Here is a 20877-nt window from a genome sequence, read left to right as displayed (position 1 = left end):
CGGACGGGGCCGCTGGCCGACCGGGGGCAGGTCACGCCCGCCTGTCGGACCAGAAGCGCACCGGCGACGGCTCCTCGAACCCCTTGCTTCCCCATTCCCTGCGCGCGAGCTTGCGGAACAGGCCACCGACCGGGCAGTCCGTGTCCAGGTACGCGTCGATGCGCTGCTCGCGCACCGCGGCCTGCATGTCCAGGTAGCCCTCGACGAAGCGCGCCTCGTCGAACGCCGCGGTGGAGGACGCCCCGACCCCCCGCGACCCCTTGGCCATCCGGGAGATCTGCCCCTTGTCGAGTTCCGCCCCCAGCAGCCCGGCGAACCTGTCGGCGGCCACGAGCCCCATCGCGTACGCGTTCCACTCGGCGCGGCTGGGCAGGCTGCGCGTGTCGGTCTCTCCGTCGCGGATCCAGCCCGCGATCTCCTGGGCGAGGATGCCGAAGGAGTACTGGTCGGGCGGGTTGAAGACATCACGCTGGTCCGCGAGGTTCGTGCTCACGGTGACGCAGAACGGCTTCGCCGCGTTCGGGTAGGCGAGCGAGACGGACCACCATCCGAACGCGTAGTGGCCCACCGAACGGACGCAGTGGTCGGCCGCCGCCGGATCTCCGGAGAGATGGACACCGAACCCCACCTGGCTCCCGTCCCGCGCCGTCGTGCGCGGCCGCAGGATCTCCTTCGCGACGTCGCCGCCGAACAGACCCTCGCGGCCGGTCAGCGCCAGCATCAGCCGCGTGTAGTCGGCGCAGGACATGACCGCTCCGACCGCGTGGTAGGTACCGCACTCGTGCCACGGCAGCGGGACGGCGCGGTCGCCGAACACCATGTGCCCCGTCGTGCAACGGCTCCGTACCTCGTCCCAGTCGGGGCTGTCGAGCCAGGCGGTGGAGCGCATGTCGAGCGGGGCGAGGATCTCGGCCTTCACGTACTCGCCCAACGGCATCCCGGTCACCGCCTCGGCCGTCAGCGCGGCCACCTGGTACATGAACGAGGACGACTGCCAGCCGCTCGCGTCCGCCGAACTCACGAAGCGGGGCGCGTCCGTGCCGTACTCGTGGACGACACCGCGCTTGACCACGCGCTCGATGTAACGCATCGCCGGCTCGGGCCGCTCGACCCAGTCGTATCCGTCCGTGGCGGCGCCGCTCAGCATGGACAGCGCCTTGGCCAGCGTGATCGTGCCACCGAGCGCATTGACGACCGGAAAGGGCAGATGCGCGTCGATGGGCGCGTCCAGGTCGAGCGCGCCGGAGTCGGCCAGGCGCGCGATCGCGGTGGCCACCAGGAGTTTGCCGAGGCTGCCGACGCGCATGGTGTGCGACTCGGTCACCGGAGCGCCGCTCTCCACGTCGGCGATGCCGTACGCCATGGTCAGCGGGGTCTCATCCGCGAAGCCGACGCTGATGAGGGCGCCGGGGGTGCTGGTGACCTCCAGCACCGGGGGAGCGACCCGGTCGACGGCCGCTCGCAGCGCTTCCGGCGTCAGGCTCATACGGGTTCCTCTCGATCTTCTTCCATCGGCCCGCCGGGGGCGGACCTACCAAGTGACAGGGAAGGACGTGGGAATGGCGGCGAACGAACCCGGGCGGACCGTCAGGTCCTCGACCGGAACCGTCAGGCGCATCCGCGGATAACGCGTGGTCAACTGGGTGAGGGCGGCCTGCAGTTCAAGCCGGGCGAGGGGAGCCCCGATGCAGTACCGCAGTCCGAAACCGAAGCAGAGGTGCGGGTTGTCCTCGCGGGTGATGTCGAACCGGTCGGGGTCGGGAAAAATGTTCTCGTCATGGGTCGCGGCGTAGATGTCGAGCATCACGAGCTCGCCGCGGCGCACCTCGGCCCCGGCGATCTCCAGGTCCTCACGCGTGTACCGGATGACCGGGGGCAGCAGCCGGCTGACGACCCGCACGCTCTCCTCCGCCGCGGTGGGCGCGAGTCCGGGGTTCTCGCGCAGCGCCCGCCACTGCTCCGGGGAGTCCAGCAGGAGCGCCGTGCCGACGCAGAGCGCCGTCGCGGTGGTCTCGTAGCCGGCGAACAGCACACCCATCGCGAGCTGGGCGACCTGGTCGTCGGAGAGGGTGCCGTCCTCGCACAGCCAGGAGACGACGTCCTGCGTCGGGTGCGCGCGCTTACGGGCGGCCAGTTCGTGGCCGTAGCGGTGCAGGGCGGCAAGACCCGCCGCCGAGCGCTCCCGGTCGCGGGCGTCGCTCACCGCCGTCGTCCACTCGTCCAGCAGCTCCCTCTCCTCCACCGGGACACCCAGGAGCTCGCCGATCACCTCCCGTGGCAGGAGCAGCGCGAGGGCCTCGGCCAGATCCGCCGGCGGGCCCTGCTTCTCAAGACGATCCAGGAGTTCGCCGGTCAGCGCCTCGACCCGGGGGCGCATCGCCTTCACATGTCCCGCCGAGAAGAACGGCTGGAGCCGCGAGCGCATCGTCGCGATCCACTTCTGCTCGGTGTCGTAGTCGCCGCGCGGACCGTCGAGCAGCTCCGACGCGCCACTGCGCGCGGCGTTCTCGGGGTCGTGATGGCTGCGGCCGAGACGCGGATCGGCGAGCAGCTGTTTGATCTCCTGATACCCGGTCACGAGCCAGGCGGGGTCTCCCACGGCCGTGCTGACCCGGTGCACCGGAGCCTGTTTCTGCAGCGCCCGTAGGTTGCGCTGGGGTCGAGCGGGATGCGGTGGGTCGAGCGGAAGTTGAATCTGGGCGGCCATACCTGATTACCTCTTCCTGTAAGCACCGGACGTCACCTTTCCGAAAACCGTCGGGGCCGAACAATCCCCGATTTTGCGGGGGTTCCCCCGTCCGCGACCCCGGCGTTAACATCCACCATGTCTGTGGAACAGCGACCGGGGCCGGTGAGATTCGGCGTGCTCGGTTGCGCCGACATCGCGTGGCGGCGGACACTGCCGGCGATGCGGGCTGAGCCCTCCATCGAGATACGCGCGGTGGCGAGCCGCGACCTGACGAAGGCCGAGCGGTTCACCGGCAGTTTCGGCGGAGCGGCCGTAAAAGGCTACGCGGAACTGCTGAAGCGGGACGATGTGGACGCCGTCTATATTCCGCTGCCTGCCGCATTGCACACCGAGTGGGTGGAGCGTGCGCTCTTGGCGGGCAAACACGTCCTCGCCGAAAAGCCGCTCACCACCCGGTCGCCGGAGACCGCACGCCTTTTTGACCTCGCGAGCGAACGCGGGTGCCTGCTGCTGGAGAACATGATGTTCCTGCACCATCCGCAGCATCGCCACGTCGACGAACTCGTCTCCGGCGGAGCCATCGGTGAACTCCGCTCCTTCGAGAGCACGTTCACGATTCCGCCGAGGCCGCCGGAGGACCCCCGCTACCTGCCCGACGTCGGGGGCGGCTCCCTGGTGGACATCGGGGTCTATCCCCTCCGTGCCGCACTTCGCTTTCTCGGGGCGCGCCTCCGTCTCGTGGGCGGGGCGCTCCGCGTCGAGCGGGCGCGGGGCGCCGTGGTGGGCGGCAGTGTGCTGCTGTCCGACCCGGCCGGTGTCACGGCACAGCTCCACTTCGGCATGGAGCACTCCTATTGCAGCGCCTACGAGGTGCGGGGCTCGTCCGGGCGCCTCCGGCTCGACCGGGCCTTCACGCCGCCGCCGGACCATCGCCCCACCTTGCGGGTCGAGCGGCAGGACGGGGCCGAGGAGATCACCCTTCCCGCGGGAGACCAGTTCGCGAACATCGTCGCCGCCTTCGCCGCCGCCGTACTGTCCGGCGACGGCGACGTCGCACGAGACCTGGCCGCCCAGAACGCCGACTCGCTCCGCCAGGCCGAGCTCGTCGATGCCATCCGCGACGGGTCCGAGTACGCATACACGTCCTGAGCCGCGCCTCCCGGGCCGCATCAAACGTGTCCGGCCGACGCGTCGAACGCGTCGGCCGGACAGCGGGACAGGCTGCCCTACGGAGCCGCGATCCCCTTGGCCCACTGCAACATGAGGGCGCTCGTGGCCGGCGCGGTCGTCGCCAGCGCCAGATCGTGACCCGTCTGCGGGACCATTGCCACCTTGAGCTTCGCCTCCGGCAGGTAGAACTGCGACTCGTGGGCGAGCACGCTGCTCGGGTCGTCGCAGTCGTACGCGGTCACCCCCTGGCACTCCAGCCAGTCCTGCGCGCCCGCGACGACGAGCACCGGCACCTTGATCCCGTACGGCGGAGCCGCCGGCTGGGTCACCGCGACCGGCTGGACGTCCTTGGTCTCCTCGTCCTTCGCCACCACCGCCGGGTCGGTCGTGGCCGGGTAGTAGAACATGGAGCCGCGCGTGCCCGGCTTGTTGGTCAAGTACCCGTTGTCGTAGCCGCTGTCCGCGAACTTCGGGTCCTGCACCGCCGGATACGTGTTGGCGCTCACGATCGCGGCGTGATCCGGGTTGTGGCTGTTCAGCGCGCTGGTGAGGATCGCCCCGTCCACGTCGCCGTACCGCGGTATCTCGCGCCACGCGTAGAACGAGCCGAGCGCGTGTCCCACCCAGAGCACCTTCTTGAACGCCTGCCCGCCGACCGTTCCCTTGCGCAGGGCGGTGATGGCGTCGTGCAGCGCGACGGTCCCGGCGTCGCCGGTGACCACGCTGCTCTGCGGGTGGGAGCTCTTGCCCGAGCCGATCGGGTCCACGTTGAAGGTGGCGTACCCGGCCGCGACGGCATGGCGCACATAGGAGTAATAGCCCTTGCCGACCGGGAAATCCCAATAGGCGTGATTGTAGAACCCGCCGTGCACGAGGAACTGCACGGTGGTGGGGTGGCGATCGGCGGGCCGGCACAGCTCACCCCACATGGTTTCGGTCGCCTCGCCCGAATCGGAGAGACGGACCGGCAGCGAGTACGACGTGCAACTCACGGCCTGCGACGCGTCGTCCGCCGCCGTGGCGGGCGTAGACGTGGCGACCAGGCCGGTGACCGTCATGAGCGCCGCTATGAGTAAGCATTTCCAGGATGCATGTCTGACTGACACAGGATCACTGCTCCGCAACCGAAGTGAACGAATGGCACGGGGAGTTCCGGTGGCACCAGGGTCCGGACCGGAGACCGGACCGGAGACCGGACCGGAGACCGGACCGGAGACCGGAGTGGGCACCAGCCCACTATGGGGCCTGTGCTCACCTTGTCAATAGCGCGCAGCTTCCCGTACCAGATATGTCCGTGCGGCGGTACCCCGATCAGCAAGGCTTGTCGCGACGGCCGCGGAGAGGCAACGCTGGGGGCCCACCGCCACATCTGCTGACGAGAATGGTCGGGTATCGGATGCGCATACTGTTCATTCCGGCTTCCGCGCCGTCGCACTATTTCCCGATGGTGCCGCTGATGTGGGCCTGTCGTACCGCCGGTCACGATGTCTGTGTCGCCGCGCAGCCCTGGGGCGAATCGGTCGTCGTGAGTTCCGGGATGTCGATGGTCACCATCGCCGAGTCCTTCGACATGACCGAGGAACTGGCGAGGCACCGGAGGAGGGGACCGGTCGAGACCGCGCCGGGCGCCCCGCCCGCGCTGTATCAGACGCTGGTCGACGCCCAGGTCCGCTTCGCCGTGGAGGCTGCGGACGACGTCGTGTCCCTGGCCCGCGACTGGCGTCCCGATCTGGTCGTCGCCGACCCGCTCGTGCTCGCCGCGCCCCTGGCGGCAGCGGCGGCGGACGCACCGCTGGTCCACCACCTCTGGGGTCCTGACCTGCTGCGCGGCTCCGGGTACGGCTACCCGGGATGCGGCATGGCGCCGGACGACTGGCCCGAACCCCTGCGCGAGCTGTACGCGCGCCATGGCTGCGAGCCGCGCACCGAGAACGCGGTCACGGCGGTCGATCCGTGGCTGGAGAGCATGCAGATCTGCGAGATCCCGTCGCGGATCCCGCTGCGGTTCGTCCCCTACAACGGGACCAATGTGCTGCCGCCCTCGGTTCTCGCGCCCGCGAAGAAGCGGCGGGTGCTTCTCACTTGGGGCTCGATGCTGGTGATCAGGGACGGTATCGAGGCGTTCCCGGTCGCCGACGTCGTCAAGACGCTCCACGAGCACGACGTCGAGATCGTTCTCGCGGTCAAGGGAGCCGACCGCGGCCTGGTCCCCGACCTGCCCTCGGGGGCGACCGTGGTGGAGAACGTCCCCCTCAACGCGATCATGCCGTCCTGCGACGCGGTCGTGCACCACGGCGGAGCGGGCACGATCATGACGGCCGCGTACTACGGGGTCCCGCAGCTCGGCGTCGCGGCCACGCGTGACGTGCAGACCTGCTGCGCCCGGCTCGCCGCGACGGGCGCCGGTATCGCGGTCAACAGGGAGGACGCGACCGTGGACGCGCTCGCGAGCGCGGTCGCCTCCCTCCTGACCAGTGATCGGATCGGACCCGCCGCCACGGCGCTGCGTGGCGAGGTCCTCGCCCAGCCGAGCCCCGCCGAGGTGACCGACCGTCTCGCCGTCCTCGCCGCCGGCTCCTCCCAGTAGCCGAGGCCCCTCGGAGGGGTGTGAGCCCCTCCGAGCGGTCAAGAAGAGAGCGCGTCCGCCACGCCGGCGAGGCCGTCGTGCAGCCGGACGCGTGGCTGCCAGCCCGTGGCCGCGGAGAAGGACGACGGATCGGTGTGCACGTTCCCGAAGTCGGTGGTGTCCGCCCAGTCCGGCGGCGCCACGGTGACGACGGGCACGGGCGGGCGTCCGGTCCGCGCGGCGACGAGTTCGGCGAGCGTGCCGAACACCTCCCCGAGCCGCGCGGACCGCCCGCTGCCCACCGGCCAGCTCGCGCCGCTGAGCGCCTCGGGCGCGCGCATCGCGGCGACGAAGGCGCGCGCCGTGTCCGTGACGTGCACCAGGTCCCGCTCGACGGTGCCGTCGTGCCACATGGTGATGGGCTCGTCGGCGAAGGCTTTGCGGGCCATCGCGGCGACCACGCCGCGGCCCGTCGCCCCAGTCAGCGGGGTACTCCCGTAGACGGTGGCGGGACGGAGCACGATCCCGCGTACCGCGCCGTTGCGGGTCGCCTCCCGGAGCACCTTCTCGGCCGCGATCTTCTCCCGTACGTAGTCGTTGAGCGGTGTTCCCTCGGGGGCCGCCGCCTGGATGGTGCTGGCGAACACGACGATGGGCGGCTTGCCGCGCACGGAGCGGACGAGCGTGTCGAGCAGGCCCGTACCCAGCCGCTCGGAGTCGCTGCCCGGCGCACGCCACGAGCGCCCGTCGGGGAGGTGGGCCGCCAGATGGATGACGGCGTCCGCACCGTCGACGGCGTCCCGTACCGCACGTGGATCGGTGAGGTCCGCGAGGTGGGTCTCGGCCGAGGAGGCCGGCAGCGGAAGTTTCCGTTCGCGGGAGACGAGTCGAAGGCGTACCGGGGCGTCGATGAGTTCGGCGGTGACCGCGGCGCCGAGAAAACCGGATGCGCCGAGTACGGCTACGAGCGGTCGGTTCCTGGTCGAGGGCAGCACGGTTGCTCCTCTCTGTCCGTCAGGCGGGGCCGGTGTAGCGGGGGAGTATCCCGGACGCCGCTGCCTGTCGCAGACCCGGCGCGGCCCTGTCCTTGTCGGAGATGACCGGTTCCTCGGAAAGGTCCCAGGGCAGGGCGAGTTCGGGGTCCAGCGGGTTGACGTCGATCTGGGAGCCCGGGACGAACCGCTCCGCGCACAGGTAGGTGATCCGGGTGTCGTCGGTGAGCGCCTGGTAGGCGTGGCCGAGACCGGGGACCAGGAAGACCAGTTCACCGGAGTCCTCGGTGAGGGGAGCGGCCTCGAACGTGCCGAAGGCCGGCGAGCCCACCCGCAGATCGACCACGACGTCGAGCACCGCGCCGCGCGCGCAGCTGATCAGCTTGGCCTCGCCGGAATCGCCTCCGGTGCCGTGGACGCCGCGGATCGTCGAGCGCCTGCTGACCGAGACATTGCCCTGGCGGACCTGGAAGGCGAAGCCGGTCGCGCGCTGGAGCTCCTCGATCCGGAAGGCCTCGAAGAAACACCCTCGGCGGTCATGGTACTTGTCCGGGATGATGCGGAATGCGCCCGCAATGGCCATTTCCTTGATCTCCAACGGTCGACCACCTCCGGTCCGGAGACGCCTGCATGCGTCATTGTATTGAGAAAGTAAAATACTGGTCATACGTTCTCCAATATTCTGTTGGAGGGGTGACCCGACGTCATCCCCCTATTTATTGGGGTTGCATTTTCGAATGGTTTTGCGGCTGCTTTTCGGGCTCATTCGTGACCAGCGGAAACGTGCATGGTGAAAGCTTTGACCGGCGTCCGGCCGCAACCACCCACCACGGTCATCTGCCTTTACCTGGGTTGGCGTGTTGGTCAGGCGGGCATACGCTTGTTAGCATCACGATCATGGCTGAATTCCTGGAAACGACTTCGCCCGACCCGACTCGGAGCGGGAATTCCGATACCGGCGCCACCCCGGGTTATACGGTGCCGAAGCAGGTCAATGATACGTGGCGGGAAAAGCCTGTACGCAGATTCACGATGCGGGACGGCCGCGAAGCCTGGCTGGTGACCGGAACGGCCGAGGTGCGCACCGTCCTCGCCGATCCGCGGTTCAGTCGCGTCGAGGCGCGGCGGCTCGGCGCCGTGATGAGCCCGGCCGTGATCTTCACCAAGCCCGGCATCCTCGACATGGACCCGCCGGAGCACACCCGGCTGCGCCGTCTGGTCGCCGGGGAGTTCAGCGCCCGCCGGATGCGCGGTCTTCGTCCCCGCATCCAGCAGATCGCCGACGAGCTGATCGGGACGATGAAGGCGGCCGGGCCGCCCGCGGACCTGGCGGAAGGGCTCTCCTACCCCTTACCGATCGCCGTGATCTGCGAAATCCTCGGCGTCCCCTACGCGGACCGGGAACGCTTCCGCGCCTGGGCCGACCGCGTCAGCGCCCCCGGGACGCAGCCGCAGGAGGCGATGGCGGCGCTGCGCTCCCTCTTCGACTACATGGGCGGATTGGTCGACGACAAGCACGCCCACCCGGACGGCAGCCTGCTCCACGGCCTTGTCACCGCCCGCGACGAGCAGGGCCGCCTCGACAACGAGGAGCTGGTCACCCTCGGCTGCGGTCTTCTGCTGGCCGGCTACGAGACGACCGCGACCATGCTCGGCAAGGGGCTGCTGGCGCTGCTGGACAACCCGGACCAGCTGGCCGCGGTGCGCCGCGACCCACGGGCCGTGCCCGCCGCCGTCTCCGAGGTGCTGCGCCACGTCACCCCCGGCGTCGACCCGCACACCGGACTGATCCGCGCCACCACGGCCGACGTGGACCTGGGCGGCACCGCCATCCCCGCCCACAGCGTGGTCATCGCGTGCAATACGGCCGCCAACTTCGACCCGGCGACGTTCCGGGACCCGGACCGCTTCGACGTCACCCGTGAGGACGCCGCGGCGCACCTGACGTTCGGACACGGGATGCACCGCTGCGTGGGTGCGCAGCTCGCCCAGATCGAACTGGAGGCCGCGTTCGCCGCCCTCTTCCCGGCGATCCCCGGACTGCGGCTCGCCGTCCCCGCCGACGAGATCACCTACACCCAATCCACGCTCATCAGGGGTCTGCGCTCTCTTCCGGTCCTTTGGTGAGTGTGGGACAAGTGCTGGTGAAGGCGGGGGCACAACCCTGGGTTGACGTAGTGGGCGCACGCCCACTACGGTCAATCCATGGCGAATTCGAAGCTCGGCGGAGAACTCCATCAGCAGCGTGGCACAGCCGAGAACTACGGCCTGGACGCAGAACGCTACGATCGAACTCGACCCCGTTATCCGGATGGCCTGGTGGACCGTATTGTGCGGTCGTGCCCGGGTAAGGAGCTACTGAATGTAGGCGCGGGCACGGGTATCGAGGCGCGTCAATTCCAGGCGGCTGGATGTACGGTTCTCGGAGTGGAACCGGATGCCCGGATGGCGGAGTTCGCGCGGACCCACGGAACGGAAATCGAAATCGCGCGCTTCGAGGAATGGGACTCGGCGGACCGGCGCTTCGACGGCATCATCTCGGGCCAGGCATGGCACTGGGTGGACCCCGAGGTGGGTGCGGCCAAGGCGGCGTCGGTGCTGCGCCCGTCGGGACGCTTCGCCGCGTTCTGGAACGTCGCGGAGCCCCCGGCGGAGGTCCGCGAGGCCTTCCGGAAAATCTACGTCGAGGTGGTGCCGGACGCGCTGGCCACGCGGGCCTACAGCATGCCAGCCCCGCCCCAGATCAGCAGCTCGCCGCTGCTCACCAAGACCATCGAGGGCATCCGCAAGGTCGGCGGGTTCGGTGAGCCCGAGCAGTGGCAGTTCGAGTGGGAGTACGTCTACAGCAAGGACGAGTGGCTCGACCAGCTGCCCACCCAGGGGGACCACGGCCAGTTCGAGCCCGAGAAGCTGGAGAGGGTGCTGACGGAGGTCGGCGCCGTGATCGACGCCATGGGCGGCAGCTTCGACATGAAGTACACCGCTGTCGCGGTCACCGCGACGCGTTCCGCGTCCTAGTTAAGAACGTGCCGGAAGGGCGCCTGAGCATCCTCCGACCAGCACTGCTGCTGCCCCCGACCGAGACAGTCCGGTTCGGGGGCAGCAACCTATCGGGGGGTCCGACGCAACCCCGACGACCAGGGCAAGGGCTTCGTCCCGCAGCCGAAGCGGTGTCGAGCAGGTCAACGGCACCCTCAAGCTGCACCGGCGCCTCGCGCGCGACTACGACCGCCGGCCCGACAACGCGGCCTCCCGTGTCTACTGGGCCTCCACCGCCGGCATGCTCCGCCGCCTCACCACTCCTGCCCCCGCCTGGCGGGACGACGTGGAACTGGCCGCGTGAACGTCCATGAACGCCTGCGGCTGCTGCAGACCGAATACGACGAGACCGCAGCCCGGGCCGACCGCCTGCGCGAGCAGATCCAGCGGCTCACCTCGCTGGGACTGAAGCCCGCCTGGCCGAGCTCGCCGCCACCCGCAAGGTCATCGACGACCTCGCCCCTCCCGACCATGCAACGGCCCCCGCGGAGACCGCCACCGCAACCGTCTACCAGCGCATCCGTGACCACGTTCAACGAGAACCCCGGGAAGGTGTTCCGCGTCCGCGATCCGCACGAGCACCTCGGCCTGTCCACCGACGAGCCCTCCATCAACGTCACCCGCTCCCGCCTGGGAAGACTCGTCCGCCAAGGACTCCTCGAACAACCCGGACGTGGCCAGGCGGTAGTGCGGGTGGGCATTGGGGCGTGATTCTGGTCGTCGCCGCGACGCTCGTTTGACGCTCTCGGCCGGGTGAGGACGCCCAAAGGACCCTCTGACCTGCATCTTTCTTCGTGAGAGGGCTCGTCACATGTTTCCGATGACGCATCATGTGGAGTGCGTGGCGGTGCTGGAGCCTGCTGTCAAGGGCTCCTGACCTGCCGTTACTCCGGATGTCACACTTCGTTCGACCTGTTTCCGAATCACCGTGGGGTGGAGCGCGCTGTGCTCCTGCGCCTGCCGCGCGGCGTTGCTGACCTGCGGCTCTGCCAAGGAGTAACGCGGAGTAAGTGTCTGATGTCTCGACGTTGCGCGAGTAACCGGTGATTCGTGACGCCCGTTTGACGCTGTTTTGGCGGATCACCAGATGCGATGGCAGTGAACGGGTGCTCGCCACCGTCCGGTTGACTCCGTCATCGCAGCTCTCGACGTATTCGGTCCTCGTGTTCAGCCGCCCGTCGATGGCGATTCATGGCAGGGCGACTTGACCTGCTCGATCCCTGCAGCTCGAGCGCGGTCTGACGGCGGTGCGCGGGTGGGTTCGGCGTGAGGCGCCGGCAGCCAACGCAAAGTGACGAAAGTGCCACCAGAGAGCTGCGGGCAGGCATAGCCTGCGAATTACCGCAAGCCGGGCTGGGGCGGCCCGTAGCGCGGCGGAGGTGTCATGGGTGGGGACCCGCGTGGATCAGGACCGGTGGCGTTATCGGTGCGCCGGGACGGGAGGGAGGTGCCCGACCCGTACGGCGACCGGGCCTTGCCGACCTCTGCTATGACAAGCGGCTACGACGCCGTGCCCGAAGAGGAACGCGAATGGCTTCTGCGGTATCTCGAAGCGGTGGTCGCCGCTCGGCCGGCGCCCGTGCACACAGCCGTTGCTTTCAACGCCGTCTACTTCGGCTACGACCTCGGCGGCGGCTACGGCGGCAGCCCGCTGCGCCTCGACGACTTCCCCGTGATCACCTTCGGCGAGTCCGTTCCCGCGCTCCCGGTCGGTGCCATGGTGTGCGTCGCTACCGGTTCGGACCCGCTCTACGCCGAGATCGTCTACAAAGAGGGCGCCCACCCGGAGGTCGGTACCCTCGGCGACGTACCGCCCTGGGTGTCGGGGGCACCCGCGGGTGCCGAGGGGCCGGGCAGGCCGGGCAGCGACCCGGCTCCGCGGCGCAGGGAGCTCCTGGTCCCGGATCCCCATGCCTTCGGCCCGGCCCTGAGCCTGTCACCGGCCCAGCTCCACCGCTTGTGCACGCGTCGGCGGTGGATCAACGGGGACGGCCATGTCGTCGTTGACGTCTGCTACCCGTCCCGGGAAGCAGCCAGGCGTGACAACGTGCGCGCCTACGCGGACCATCTGCTGACGACAGCACAGGCGCAGCTGCTCAGTCCGTATGTTCCCGTGTCCCTCGCCGAACTGGTGGGCAGCACGAATGACTACGACCTGCAGGCGGGCCTGCTCGGTCTCCTAGACGTGGTACGGGAGTCCTCGACTCCAGTGAAATGCTGCGTACTTGGGGCCATTACGCCATGACCCGGGCCTCCCTGGCGGACTGCTGGCGTGACACCGGACCGTTGGGCGGCGACGATCTCAGGTCCCTCGCGGCGGCGGTGGAACACGCGGCCACCCCGGCGAAGCGGCGCTACGGCCTGAACTCTCCGGTCACGATGTACACAGCGGTCGGACCTCGACTGCGCGGATTCCCCGGTGCAGCGGAACTGCTCAAGGGGATGGGCTATGCCGCGGCGGTGTGCCGGGCCAATGTGACGCTCGCCGACGTCGTCCAAAGGGACAGCGATCAGGGCCTGTTCGAAAACGGCGCCCGAGTCTCGCTCGACGACGCCTTCGAGGGGGGCGGCGTGTGGCGCTCCCATTGTTCCGGTGGTGCGGAGCCCCCCGGAGATCCTCTGGTCCCGGCCGGATGTGGGTGGACGTCCACGACAACCGCGCCTCCCACACCGGCGCCGGGGCCGGAAGCAGAGGCGGAGCCGGTCGACCTGCCACTTGCCGACGATGCCGCCCTCGGCCCCAGCGAGCTGCTGCGCTCCGGCGGGAACGACATCGTCTGGCGGCTGCCGCTGCGGCTGGCCCATCTCATCGACGGCCGGCTCCCCCTGAACCCGCAGGCTGTGCGGGAACTGCGCGACGCTCACGGCCGACGCTTCGCGATCCGCCTCGAACTCGACCACCCGGGCGGGACGCTGGAGGCGAGCGAGGCGGTCCAAGATGTCACCGCCGAACTCGGCGACGAGGCAGGTCGGCTGACCGGAGTCGTATGGCCCCGCGACTTCTTCCCCGGGCTGTTGCTTGAGCTGTGCCTGCCTTGCGGCGGCACCGTGATCCGCATGACCACGACGCGGCTCGATGAACACGTGCAGGTCGGTGACCGTGTGATCGGGCACTGTTTCGACCCCTGTGTCCTCACCCGGGAAGATGCTCCGGGCAGTGACCGTCACGGCGACACCGCGGTGGGACTGGGCCCCCGGCAGCTGGTGATGCGCACGGTCCGTCGATGCGGGCTGCTCACCCTGGACGGCCATGCCCTGCTGGATCGTTCGGGCCTGCCGTATGCGGCCTACGGCCGCCTTCCGTCGCGGGCACAGACCGTCGCCCTGGAATCGGCGGTCGCCGAACTCCTTGCGGAACGGCTCCTGGAACCGGCCCTCGGCAGCCGTGACGTCTGGGGCCGGCCGCACTTTCCGGAGCGGGACGGGGAGCCGACGATCCCCCTCATCGGCTACCGCCCCGCGCGACGACGAGTGATTCGCCCGTGGGGCGGCACGGAACCGGGCGGCGAGGGATTGCGCGCCATCCAGTTCGTCCCCGGTCACCTGCGCCGTCTGCTGCCGGGCTGCTCGCCCAGCGAAGCTCAGCGAGCGGCCTTCCGGGAGTACTGCCGCAGGCTCGGCAAGGCGGACGGCTGGGAACTGCCCGGGGGATACACGTTCGTCACCGCTCACACGCGCGGCCACTGAGCCGTTCACGCCTCTCGCGAGTTTCTCGACCTACGTCTTTCGTCCGTCTCCACTCTCATCTCGCAACCGCAGAAACGGAGCACGCACACATGCAGGACCGCTATCGCGTCGTGACGGGGCCACCGTTGTCGCCGTCGACCGTGTCGGCCGAGGACCTCGGAGGTCTGGCCGCAGCGCTCAACGCCCTGAACCCGGTTGCCGCCGCCCTGGACGACCTCACGGACGGCATGGTGGAACTGGCCTTCAACTCCATGCCGCCCAAGCAGCGGCAGGAATTGCTCGGCAGCCTGGGAATCCGCATGGCAGCCCCTCGACGGGCGGGCAATGCCCTGTGCCGGGACATTCTCGGCAGGTTGCGGCGCGAGATGCGACAACACGCGTGCACCTGCGCGGTCAGGAAACTTACGCGGACCGTGATGAACCAGGTGGACAGGTTCGTCTTCGCGCAGGACGGTGACTCGGTTTCCGATCCCGTTTCCCGCTGGGGCGCGACGCTGCTCCGGGCCGCGTTGTTCGCTTCGTGCAATGCCTCCGTCGCCGACGCCCACATCCTTGCCTGGGCGGCGGACCAGGACTGGTTCGGCGGGACCGCGGACGAGGAGGAGCGCGCACGCCTCGACGACGTTGCCGGCCTGGCGCGGTCCATCGCGGCCGAGCACCCGGGATTCGCTCCGGGCGCACCGGAAGACATGGATGCCTCCGTGCCCGACGCCAACACGCAGGAGACTCCCGCCCCGGACCCGGTGACGGACCTGGAGACGACCTGCCGCCAGCTGGAGTCGGCGCTCGTGGAAGCTCGGCAAGCCGTCGAGCGGGTGGCCGGTGCGGTCGCGGACGGTCGCCCTCCGTACGACGAGGACCTGGCTCCGCTGGCCGCGCTGGGCGCCGCCTTCGACAGCGCCGACGCGGTTTTCCGCACGGCGGGAGTCGAGGGGGTGCCCCGCCGCCTGGCGGACATGGCAGGCGCCGCCCACGCGCATCGAGCGGCGCACGAACAGGACCTCCAGGCTCGGAAGACGCTGCGAGGACTGCTGGACGTCGCGTGTTCGCCGGGCAGCCCCGCCGCCTTCGCCGCCGAGGCGGTGCGCGGCGCGGCCCGTGGCCTGTTGGACGCACCGGTGTGGGAGGAGACGCAACGGCAGGAGAGCGCGGCGCTCGCCGCCCTGGCACGGCTCATCCGCTTGGGACGGCAGGCGGGCGCCGCGACGGAGATCCTGTCTCTTCAGGACCAGGTGGTCCGTGTGCTGCCCGCGTGTGCCATGGCGGTGGTCATGGCATACGAACTGTCGTTGCCGACGCAGGAAGAAGCCGTTCACGGCTCCGGGCCCGGAGCACCCGCGAGGGCGGAGGCGGCCGGTTCCGACGGTCCGGAGACGGACACCGTCGAGCAGACGGACGGCAACCCCGTCGGGGAGACTGCCGACCACCCCGACGAGGCGATCGCGCTCCACACCACCTCGGAGCCGGAACCCGCCCCGGAACCCGAACGCGCCGTACCCACCCCGGAGCCCCTTCCTGGCCCACGCGGCACCGACGACGCCCACGCCGCTCCACCCGCCGACTGCGGCCCGGTGGCCCCCACCGGCACGGAAGCTGACTCCCCGACCGCTCCGGCCGCAGAGCCCGCACCCGCGCTCATGCCCGCCGCACGAGCCGTGGAGACGACCGCGCCCGTGCATCGAGGCACCACGGAGGCTGCGTCCGAGCAGGCGCTGGCGCAGCTGGTCGTGGAGCGGCGTTTCGGGCTCGCCCACCATGTGGCGCGCGCGGCCGGCCACCCCGAACCGCAGGTGGCGGCGCTCCGGCTGGCCGGTGCCGCAGCCCTGCTCAGCTCCGGTGACAGCCAGGTCGCCCGGCTCACCGCGGACCTGCTCCAGCAGTACGGCGGGTACGAGGGCCGTGACGTGGAGGCCGGCGAACTCGTCCTGCTGCCCGCTCTGTTGCGAACCGCCCTGATCACCGGCGACCATGCGGCGGGCGCTCAGCTCAAAGCCCTGGTGCCCCGGCTGCCGGACCGGCTCGGGGAGGTGGCAACGGCCGTCGCCGACCGTGCCCTCAGCGGTGCCCTGATGATCGCCTCCCCGGTCGTCATCGTCGATGCCTCCGAGACGGAGGCCCGGCTGCGGGAGCTGCAGGAGCAGTGCCGTTCGCTGCTCGTGCCGCAGAGGCTGCGGTTCGCTCGGGCGACGGAGATCGCCAAGCGGTGGCTGGCACCCCGCGACGGGATGCTCGGGACACTGCTCACTAGCGTGGTGAACGACGCCCGCGGCGCGGTGCCGGAGGTCCGGGAGCAGGCCGAACGCCTGTCGAAACTCGCCGAGATCAACAACGAGATCGACCGCATGGACCGCAAGCACCGTGCGCCCAGTGGTAAATCCCTCCAGGGCTCCGGACGTCAGGATCTGGTGCACATCGTGGAGCGTGCCGCGGCTCTGGGCAAGGAATGGTGCCTGGCGGTCGACGGCACCCGGCGCGCAGACGGGTCCGACGGGAACCGGGCTGTGAAGGAAATCTCCGCCCTGCGCCAGTCCCTGCTGGACGGGAGGGAGGCGATACTGGCGGAACTGGAGCAGCTGGCGCGATGCTCGGGTGCCTTCGCCGCCGCGGCGGCATGGGCGGCACGCGCTTCGATGGAGGAACTGTTCGCCCTGCTGGCCGGCGACACCGCGACCACCAGCCCCGGGGCCGCCGTCGCGCCCGAACTCGTGCTGGACGCAGAGTTGCTGAAAGTGTGCGACACATGCGCCGAGCAGCCGCCGCTCGACCGACTCCTCACGGCGGTCGACCGGAGCTGGGACGACGCTCTCGCAGAGCGACTCGCCCACGACGCCTTCGAGGCGGCCCTCCGCATCGTCGAAATGGCCGGTCGCACGGTGCTGCCCGCCGCGCGCGCCGACGAGTTCACCCCGCCCTCGGTCGCTGAGATCGCGGAGCGGGAGTCGGCCAGGCGTACGGCGCTGCGGACGGCACACGACGAACTCGTCGCCGAGCTGCACCGCGCACAGGCCGACAGCGCCTTGACCGACGACCAGGACCTACGCCTTCAGGAGCTGCTGGCCGACGCCCGCCGTCGGCTCGACGACACCACCACGCACGACCTGGTGGACGTACCGCGGGCGCTCGACACCGTACAGAACGATCTGCCCGCCTTCCGGCAGCAGGCTGCGGACCGGATCCGGGCCCGCCTCGACGTCCTGGACGTCACCGCGGCCGAGCGGGCCCAAGTCCTGCGGCGCCTTGACACCAACGACCTGGCCACCGCCGCCGATCTCGTCTACTTCCTGGAGATCGGCGAACCGGTCCCGGAGATCGAGACCGGTGAGCCCCACCTGACCGAGTTCTTCCCGGTTGTGCCCGACGGCCTGCCAGGGGGCATCGACCGTGACCTTGTCGACCTCGTCCGCAGTCGTGGCAAGCATCCGACGGTCCCTGTGCTGGAGTACGGTGCCCTCTCCAGCGACGAAGCGGCATTGGCCGCCGACGCCCTCGACGCGTGGCGGGAGCTGGGCGCCACCGGGGCGAAGGACCGGCTCGACGTGTCCGCCCGACGGCAACTGCTCCCGGCCCTCAAACTTCTCGGTTACGACGCCAAGAGCGCCAAGCCGCTGGACGAGCGCTCCCCGCACCGGCGTGAGTACCGCCTTTTCGAAGTGACCGAGGTCGAGATCAACGGCCGGGCCAAGGCGCCCGCATTCGGCTCGCAGATCAGGGAACAGGGCGGTTCTCTCCGCGTGCTGCTGGTCTGGGGCCGCCCGTCCGCCGAACTCGTCATGAGCTGGGCGTCGCGCGACACCAGCGGGGCCAGCCTCCTGGTCGCCTACTTCGGCAAACTGAGCCGCCAGGCCCGCGTCGAACTCGCTGTCGGCTCTGACCGGTTGCAGCCGCTGCTGGTCGTGGACGACGCCGCTCTCGCCTACCTCGCGGCCCGGGGCAACCGCCAGGTCAGCACGGCCACGCAGACACTGCTGCCGTTCTCCGGCGTCAACCCGTACATCAGGGAGAAGCGCGGCCGGATCGGCGGCGAGATGTTCTACGGCCGTGACGCCGAACGCAAGAGCATCCTCGACCCGCACGGCACCCAGGTCATCTTCGGCGGCCGGGGCCTGGGCAAGTCGGCCCTGCTCAGTGATGCCGAAGAACGGTTCACGGAGCAACGCCGCGGCTACTACCAGGCGGTGTACGTGAACCTGGACCAGGAGAACATCGGCAAGGGCAGTTCACTGGGCCCGGAGGCCCTGTGGAGCGTCCTGGACTGGAAGCTGACCGCGGCGCAGGTACTGGGCCGCCCGCAGGGCCGGAAGTCACGGCAGGAGATCTCCGAACGGGTACGCACCGGCATCAGGGCCTGGCTGGACGGGGAATCGCGGCGCCGCCTGCTGATCCTGCTCGACGAGTGCGACCAGTTCTTCGAGGCGGACGCCCCGCGCTTCGACCAGACCAAGAAGCTCAAGAAACTCGGGTCCGACACCAAGGACCGCGCGAAGGTCGTCTTCGCCGGTCTGCACTCCGTGCAGCGGTTCTCCAACCTCGCCAGCAACGGGCCGTTCGGCCACCTCGCGCAGACCCCGAAGGTCATCGGCCCGCTCGCTCCCCAGTCCGCAGCCGATCTGCTCGTCGAGCCGATGCGCGCCCTCGGCTTCGAGTTCCGCGACGTGGACCTCGTCAACCGGGTGCTCGGCTACTGCTCCTACCAGCCGTTCCTGCTCCAGATGTTCGGTCACCGGCTGGTCGAGGTGATGCACCGCAAGCGGGCCCGGCGCGGAGCCGGGGAACCGCCGTACGCCGTGGATGCCACCGACATCGAGGTCGTGGAGTCGGACACCGGTCTCCGGGACGGCATTTCGGCAGCCTTCAAGGACACACTGAGCCTGGACCACCGCTACGACGTGATCGCCAATGTGCTGGCGTACCACGCCCGCCACCAGGGCCTTGAGGTACGGCTGAGCGACGCCGAACTGCGCGAGGAATGCGAGACGTTCTGGCGCATGGGCTTCGAGCAGCTCGACACCGAGGGCTTCCGTGCCTACCTCTCCGAGATGGTGGGCCTCGGTATCCTCGCCCCCAACCACGACGGCCAGGGCTGGCATCTGCGTGCCCCGAACGCCCTGCGCATGATCGGCACCTCCCACGAGGTGGACGCCCGCCTGCTGAGGGCCGAACACGACTGCGAACTGCAGGAGAGCATCGTGCAGGAGGGCCGCCCCGAGCTGCCCGACGGTCGACCGGCCGCGCTTACCATCACCCAGCTTGACGATCTTCTCGGCGAGCGTTCCAACCAGACGAGGGTCGTTCTCGGCAGCCGAGCCACAGGAGTCGCCGATGTCGGCGACACCCTCCGCACCGTCGCCGGGCGTATCGCCGACTGGAAGCTGCCCCCCGTCGGCAAACCCAGCGTCTACAAGCAGGAGCTCACCGGCGGACTTCCGCGTGAACGGCGGGTCGTCATCAGCGACTTCGCCCGTTACCCGGATGCGAGGCCCGAGGCATGCCGACAGGCCGTCGACTGGGCCGAGACGCTGCTGCCCACCACACCGGGGGTGACCCGCGCTGTGGTCATCGTCACCGATGCCACCCAGCTGGGCCTGTGGCGACCGCTGCTGACCGGCACCGAGCCCACCTCGGCCGCCCCTGTGATGCTGCGCCGCCATGATCGCCGCAGCCTGCGAGGCTGGGCCCAGCGCGTCAACATGTTCCACACGGACGACCGCCTGAATCGTCTGTACGGGCTGACCAGCGGCTGGCCCCTGTTGGTCGACCGCGCACACCGCCTGCACCGTGAACTCGGCCACCCCGACGAGGTGTTGCGCCGCATGGCGGGCCTGCTCACGGGCGGTGCGGAGGCCCGCGACTTCGCCGAGGGGACCGGTGTGTTCGCGGATCCGCTACTCGCGACCGGATACCAGGCCCTCGACGCAGAGTTCAAGGACGGCTCGTTCGACATCGACAGCGCAGTGACCGCCGTAGCGGTCCAGATCGAGGACGAGCACGAGGCCCAGTGGATCGTCGCCTGTCTCGACGCCCTCCAGGTGTTCGACCGTGAGGACACCCACGTGCGCTTGGAACCGCTTCTCCGCCAGTGCGTGGTGCTCCGAGGGTGACCACGGGGGGCAAACTGCCGGCCGCTCGCATGCCCGAGTGGCCGGTCGCATTGCACTGTCACCTTGCCACCGATCGGGCACTGTGAAGCCCCGTGAGGGAGGTCGCCGGGCGAGGTGACAGCGGAGCAGGCCGTGTCAGTCGATCGCCCCTCGCCGCCGCCGAGCACACTCTGGACCGCCTGGAGATCACCCGAGCGACCGTGCTGGAGGGCTTGATTGCCGGCCTTCTATCAAAAGGAGGCGTTCGAGGCCGTCCGTGCGAGCATCGACGAAGGGCAGTCGGTGCGGCGGCCAACTTGGCTGCCTGTCAAAGCCGGTCACGGGTGAGCGGGGAGTCAACCCTTCGTCAGTCCGTCCAGGCCACGTTGAGCACCGGTTCGGACGAAGCCTTCCGGGTCTGATCGGGCCTGCCGTTGTGCCGGGACCAGTGGGACGGTTGGGCAACACCGTTCCGGACTCGGGGGTCTGACTCATGACACCTTTGACCGAAGTGTCTTGTCACGGACTTGTCGACTGCCGTTGCGGGATGGTGCCTGCTGTCAGCTTGATCTTTAACCTCGCTGCTGTTTCAGGCGGACATGTTCGGTGAGGGTCTCGGCTCGTTTCACGGTCTTCCCGGGCTCGTGGTGTGGGGCT

At 69.7% G+C, this 20877-nt stretch carries 13 protein-coding genes and 1 pseudogene; 9 read left to right on the top strand and 5 right to left on the bottom strand.

The window, feature by feature from the left end:
* Positions 1-31: 31 nt before the first annotated feature.
* A complete protein-coding gene (locus ABZS71_RS27310) occupies positions 32-1486 on the bottom strand; it encodes a serine hydrolase domain-containing protein (RefSeq protein WP_356214343.1) in 1455 nt (484 codons plus the stop codon).
* Between the two features lie 45 nt (positions 1487-1531).
* Entirely contained in the window at positions 1532-2707 is a 1176-nt protein-coding gene (locus ABZS71_RS27305; RefSeq protein ID WP_356214341.1) for a cytochrome P450, read from the bottom strand.
* Positions 2708-2824: 117 nt separating this feature from the next.
* Between ABZS71_RS27305 and ABZS71_RS27300 the strand changes: the two genes are divergently transcribed.
* Positions 2825-3838, top strand: a complete 1014-nt coding sequence (locus tag ABZS71_RS27300; protein ID WP_233534147.1) for a Gfo/Idh/MocA family oxidoreductase — start codon at positions 2825-2827, stop codon at positions 3836-3838.
* Between the two features lie 77 nt (positions 3839-3915).
* Here the strand turns inward: ABZS71_RS27300 and ABZS71_RS27295 are convergent, their stop codons facing one another.
* On the bottom strand, positions 3916-4917 hold the full coding sequence (locus ABZS71_RS27295; RefSeq protein ID WP_356214338.1) for an alpha/beta fold hydrolase: 1002 nt from the start codon (positions 4915-4917) through the stop codon (positions 3916-3918).
* A 386-nt stretch (positions 4918-5303) separates the two neighbouring features.
* Here ABZS71_RS27295 and ABZS71_RS27290 point away from each other — a divergent pair, with 386 nt between their 5' ends.
* Positions 5304-6446 carry a nucleotide disphospho-sugar-binding domain-containing protein gene (locus ABZS71_RS27290; protein WP_356214336.1) on the top strand — a complete coding sequence of 381 codons (1143 nt, stop codon included), beginning with the start codon at positions 5304-5306 and terminating at the stop codon, positions 6444-6446.
* A gap of 38 nt (positions 6447-6484) precedes the next feature.
* On the opposite strand, the gene ABZS71_RS27285 is transcribed toward ABZS71_RS27290, so the two are convergent.
* Both ABZS71_RS27285 and ABZS71_RS27280 read right to left on the bottom strand, forming a co-directional pair.
* Positions 6485-7420 carry an NAD-dependent epimerase/dehydratase gene (locus tag ABZS71_RS27285; RefSeq protein ID WP_356214334.1) on the bottom strand — a complete coding sequence of 312 codons (936 nt, stop codon included), beginning with the start codon at positions 7418-7420 and terminating at the stop codon, positions 6485-6487.
* Positions 7421-7439: 19 nt separating this feature from the next.
* Positions 7440-8015, bottom strand: a complete 576-nt coding sequence (locus tag ABZS71_RS27280) for a dTDP-4-dehydrorhamnose 3,5-epimerase family protein (protein ID WP_356214332.1) — start codon at positions 8013-8015, stop codon at positions 7440-7442.
* 434 nt (positions 8016-8449) lie between these two features.
* Here ABZS71_RS27280 and ABZS71_RS27275 point away from each other — a divergent pair, with 434 nt between their 5' ends.
* The 7 genes and pseudogenes from ABZS71_RS27275 (at position 8450) to ABZS71_RS27245 (ending at position 20241) form a co-directional block, all read left to right on the top strand.
* Positions 8450-9544 (top strand): cytochrome P450, encoded by a 1095-nt coding sequence (locus ABZS71_RS27275; protein ID WP_356214330.1) that lies wholly within the window; start codon positions 8450-8452, stop codon positions 9542-9544.
* A 78-nt stretch (positions 9545-9622) separates the two neighbouring features.
* Positions 9623-10435: a class I SAM-dependent methyltransferase gene (locus tag ABZS71_RS27270; RefSeq protein ID WP_356214328.1), complete on the top strand. Its 813-nt coding sequence runs from the start codon at positions 9623-9625 to the stop codon at positions 10433-10435.
* A gap of 99 nt (positions 10436-10534) precedes the next feature.
* Positions 10535-10760: pseudogene (locus tag ABZS71_RS27265) on the top strand (IS5/IS1182 family transposase); the annotation flags it as partial.
* A 218-nt stretch (positions 10761-10978) separates the two neighbouring features.
* Positions 10979-11167 (top strand): hypothetical protein, encoded by a 189-nt coding sequence (locus tag ABZS71_RS27260; protein WP_356214326.1) that lies wholly within the window; start codon positions 10979-10981, stop codon positions 11165-11167.
* Between the two features lie 778 nt (positions 11168-11945).
* Positions 11946-12701 (top strand): hypothetical protein, encoded by a 756-nt coding sequence (locus ABZS71_RS27255; RefSeq protein WP_356214324.1) that lies wholly within the window; start codon positions 11946-11948, stop codon positions 12699-12701.
* Entirely contained in the window at positions 12698-14143 is a 1446-nt protein-coding gene (locus tag ABZS71_RS27250) for a hypothetical protein (RefSeq protein ID WP_356214322.1), read from the top strand. The genes ABZS71_RS27255 and ABZS71_RS27250 overlap by 4 nt, the downstream gene beginning before the upstream one ends.
* Before the next feature lie 89 nt (positions 14144-14232).
* On the top strand, positions 14233-20241 hold the full coding sequence (locus ABZS71_RS27245) for a hypothetical protein (protein ID WP_356214320.1): 6009 nt from the start codon (positions 14233-14235) through the stop codon (positions 20239-20241).
* Positions 20242-20877 lie beyond the last annotated feature (636 nt).

It is taken from the genome of Streptomyces sp. NPDC005393, assembly GCF_040606675.1.
Taxonomy (GTDB): Bacteria; Actinomycetota; Actinomycetes; order Streptomycetales; family Streptomycetaceae; genus Streptomyces.
The sequence above is the reverse complement of the archived record's forward strand: the minus strand, read 5'-3'. Positions and strand labels throughout refer to the sequence as shown.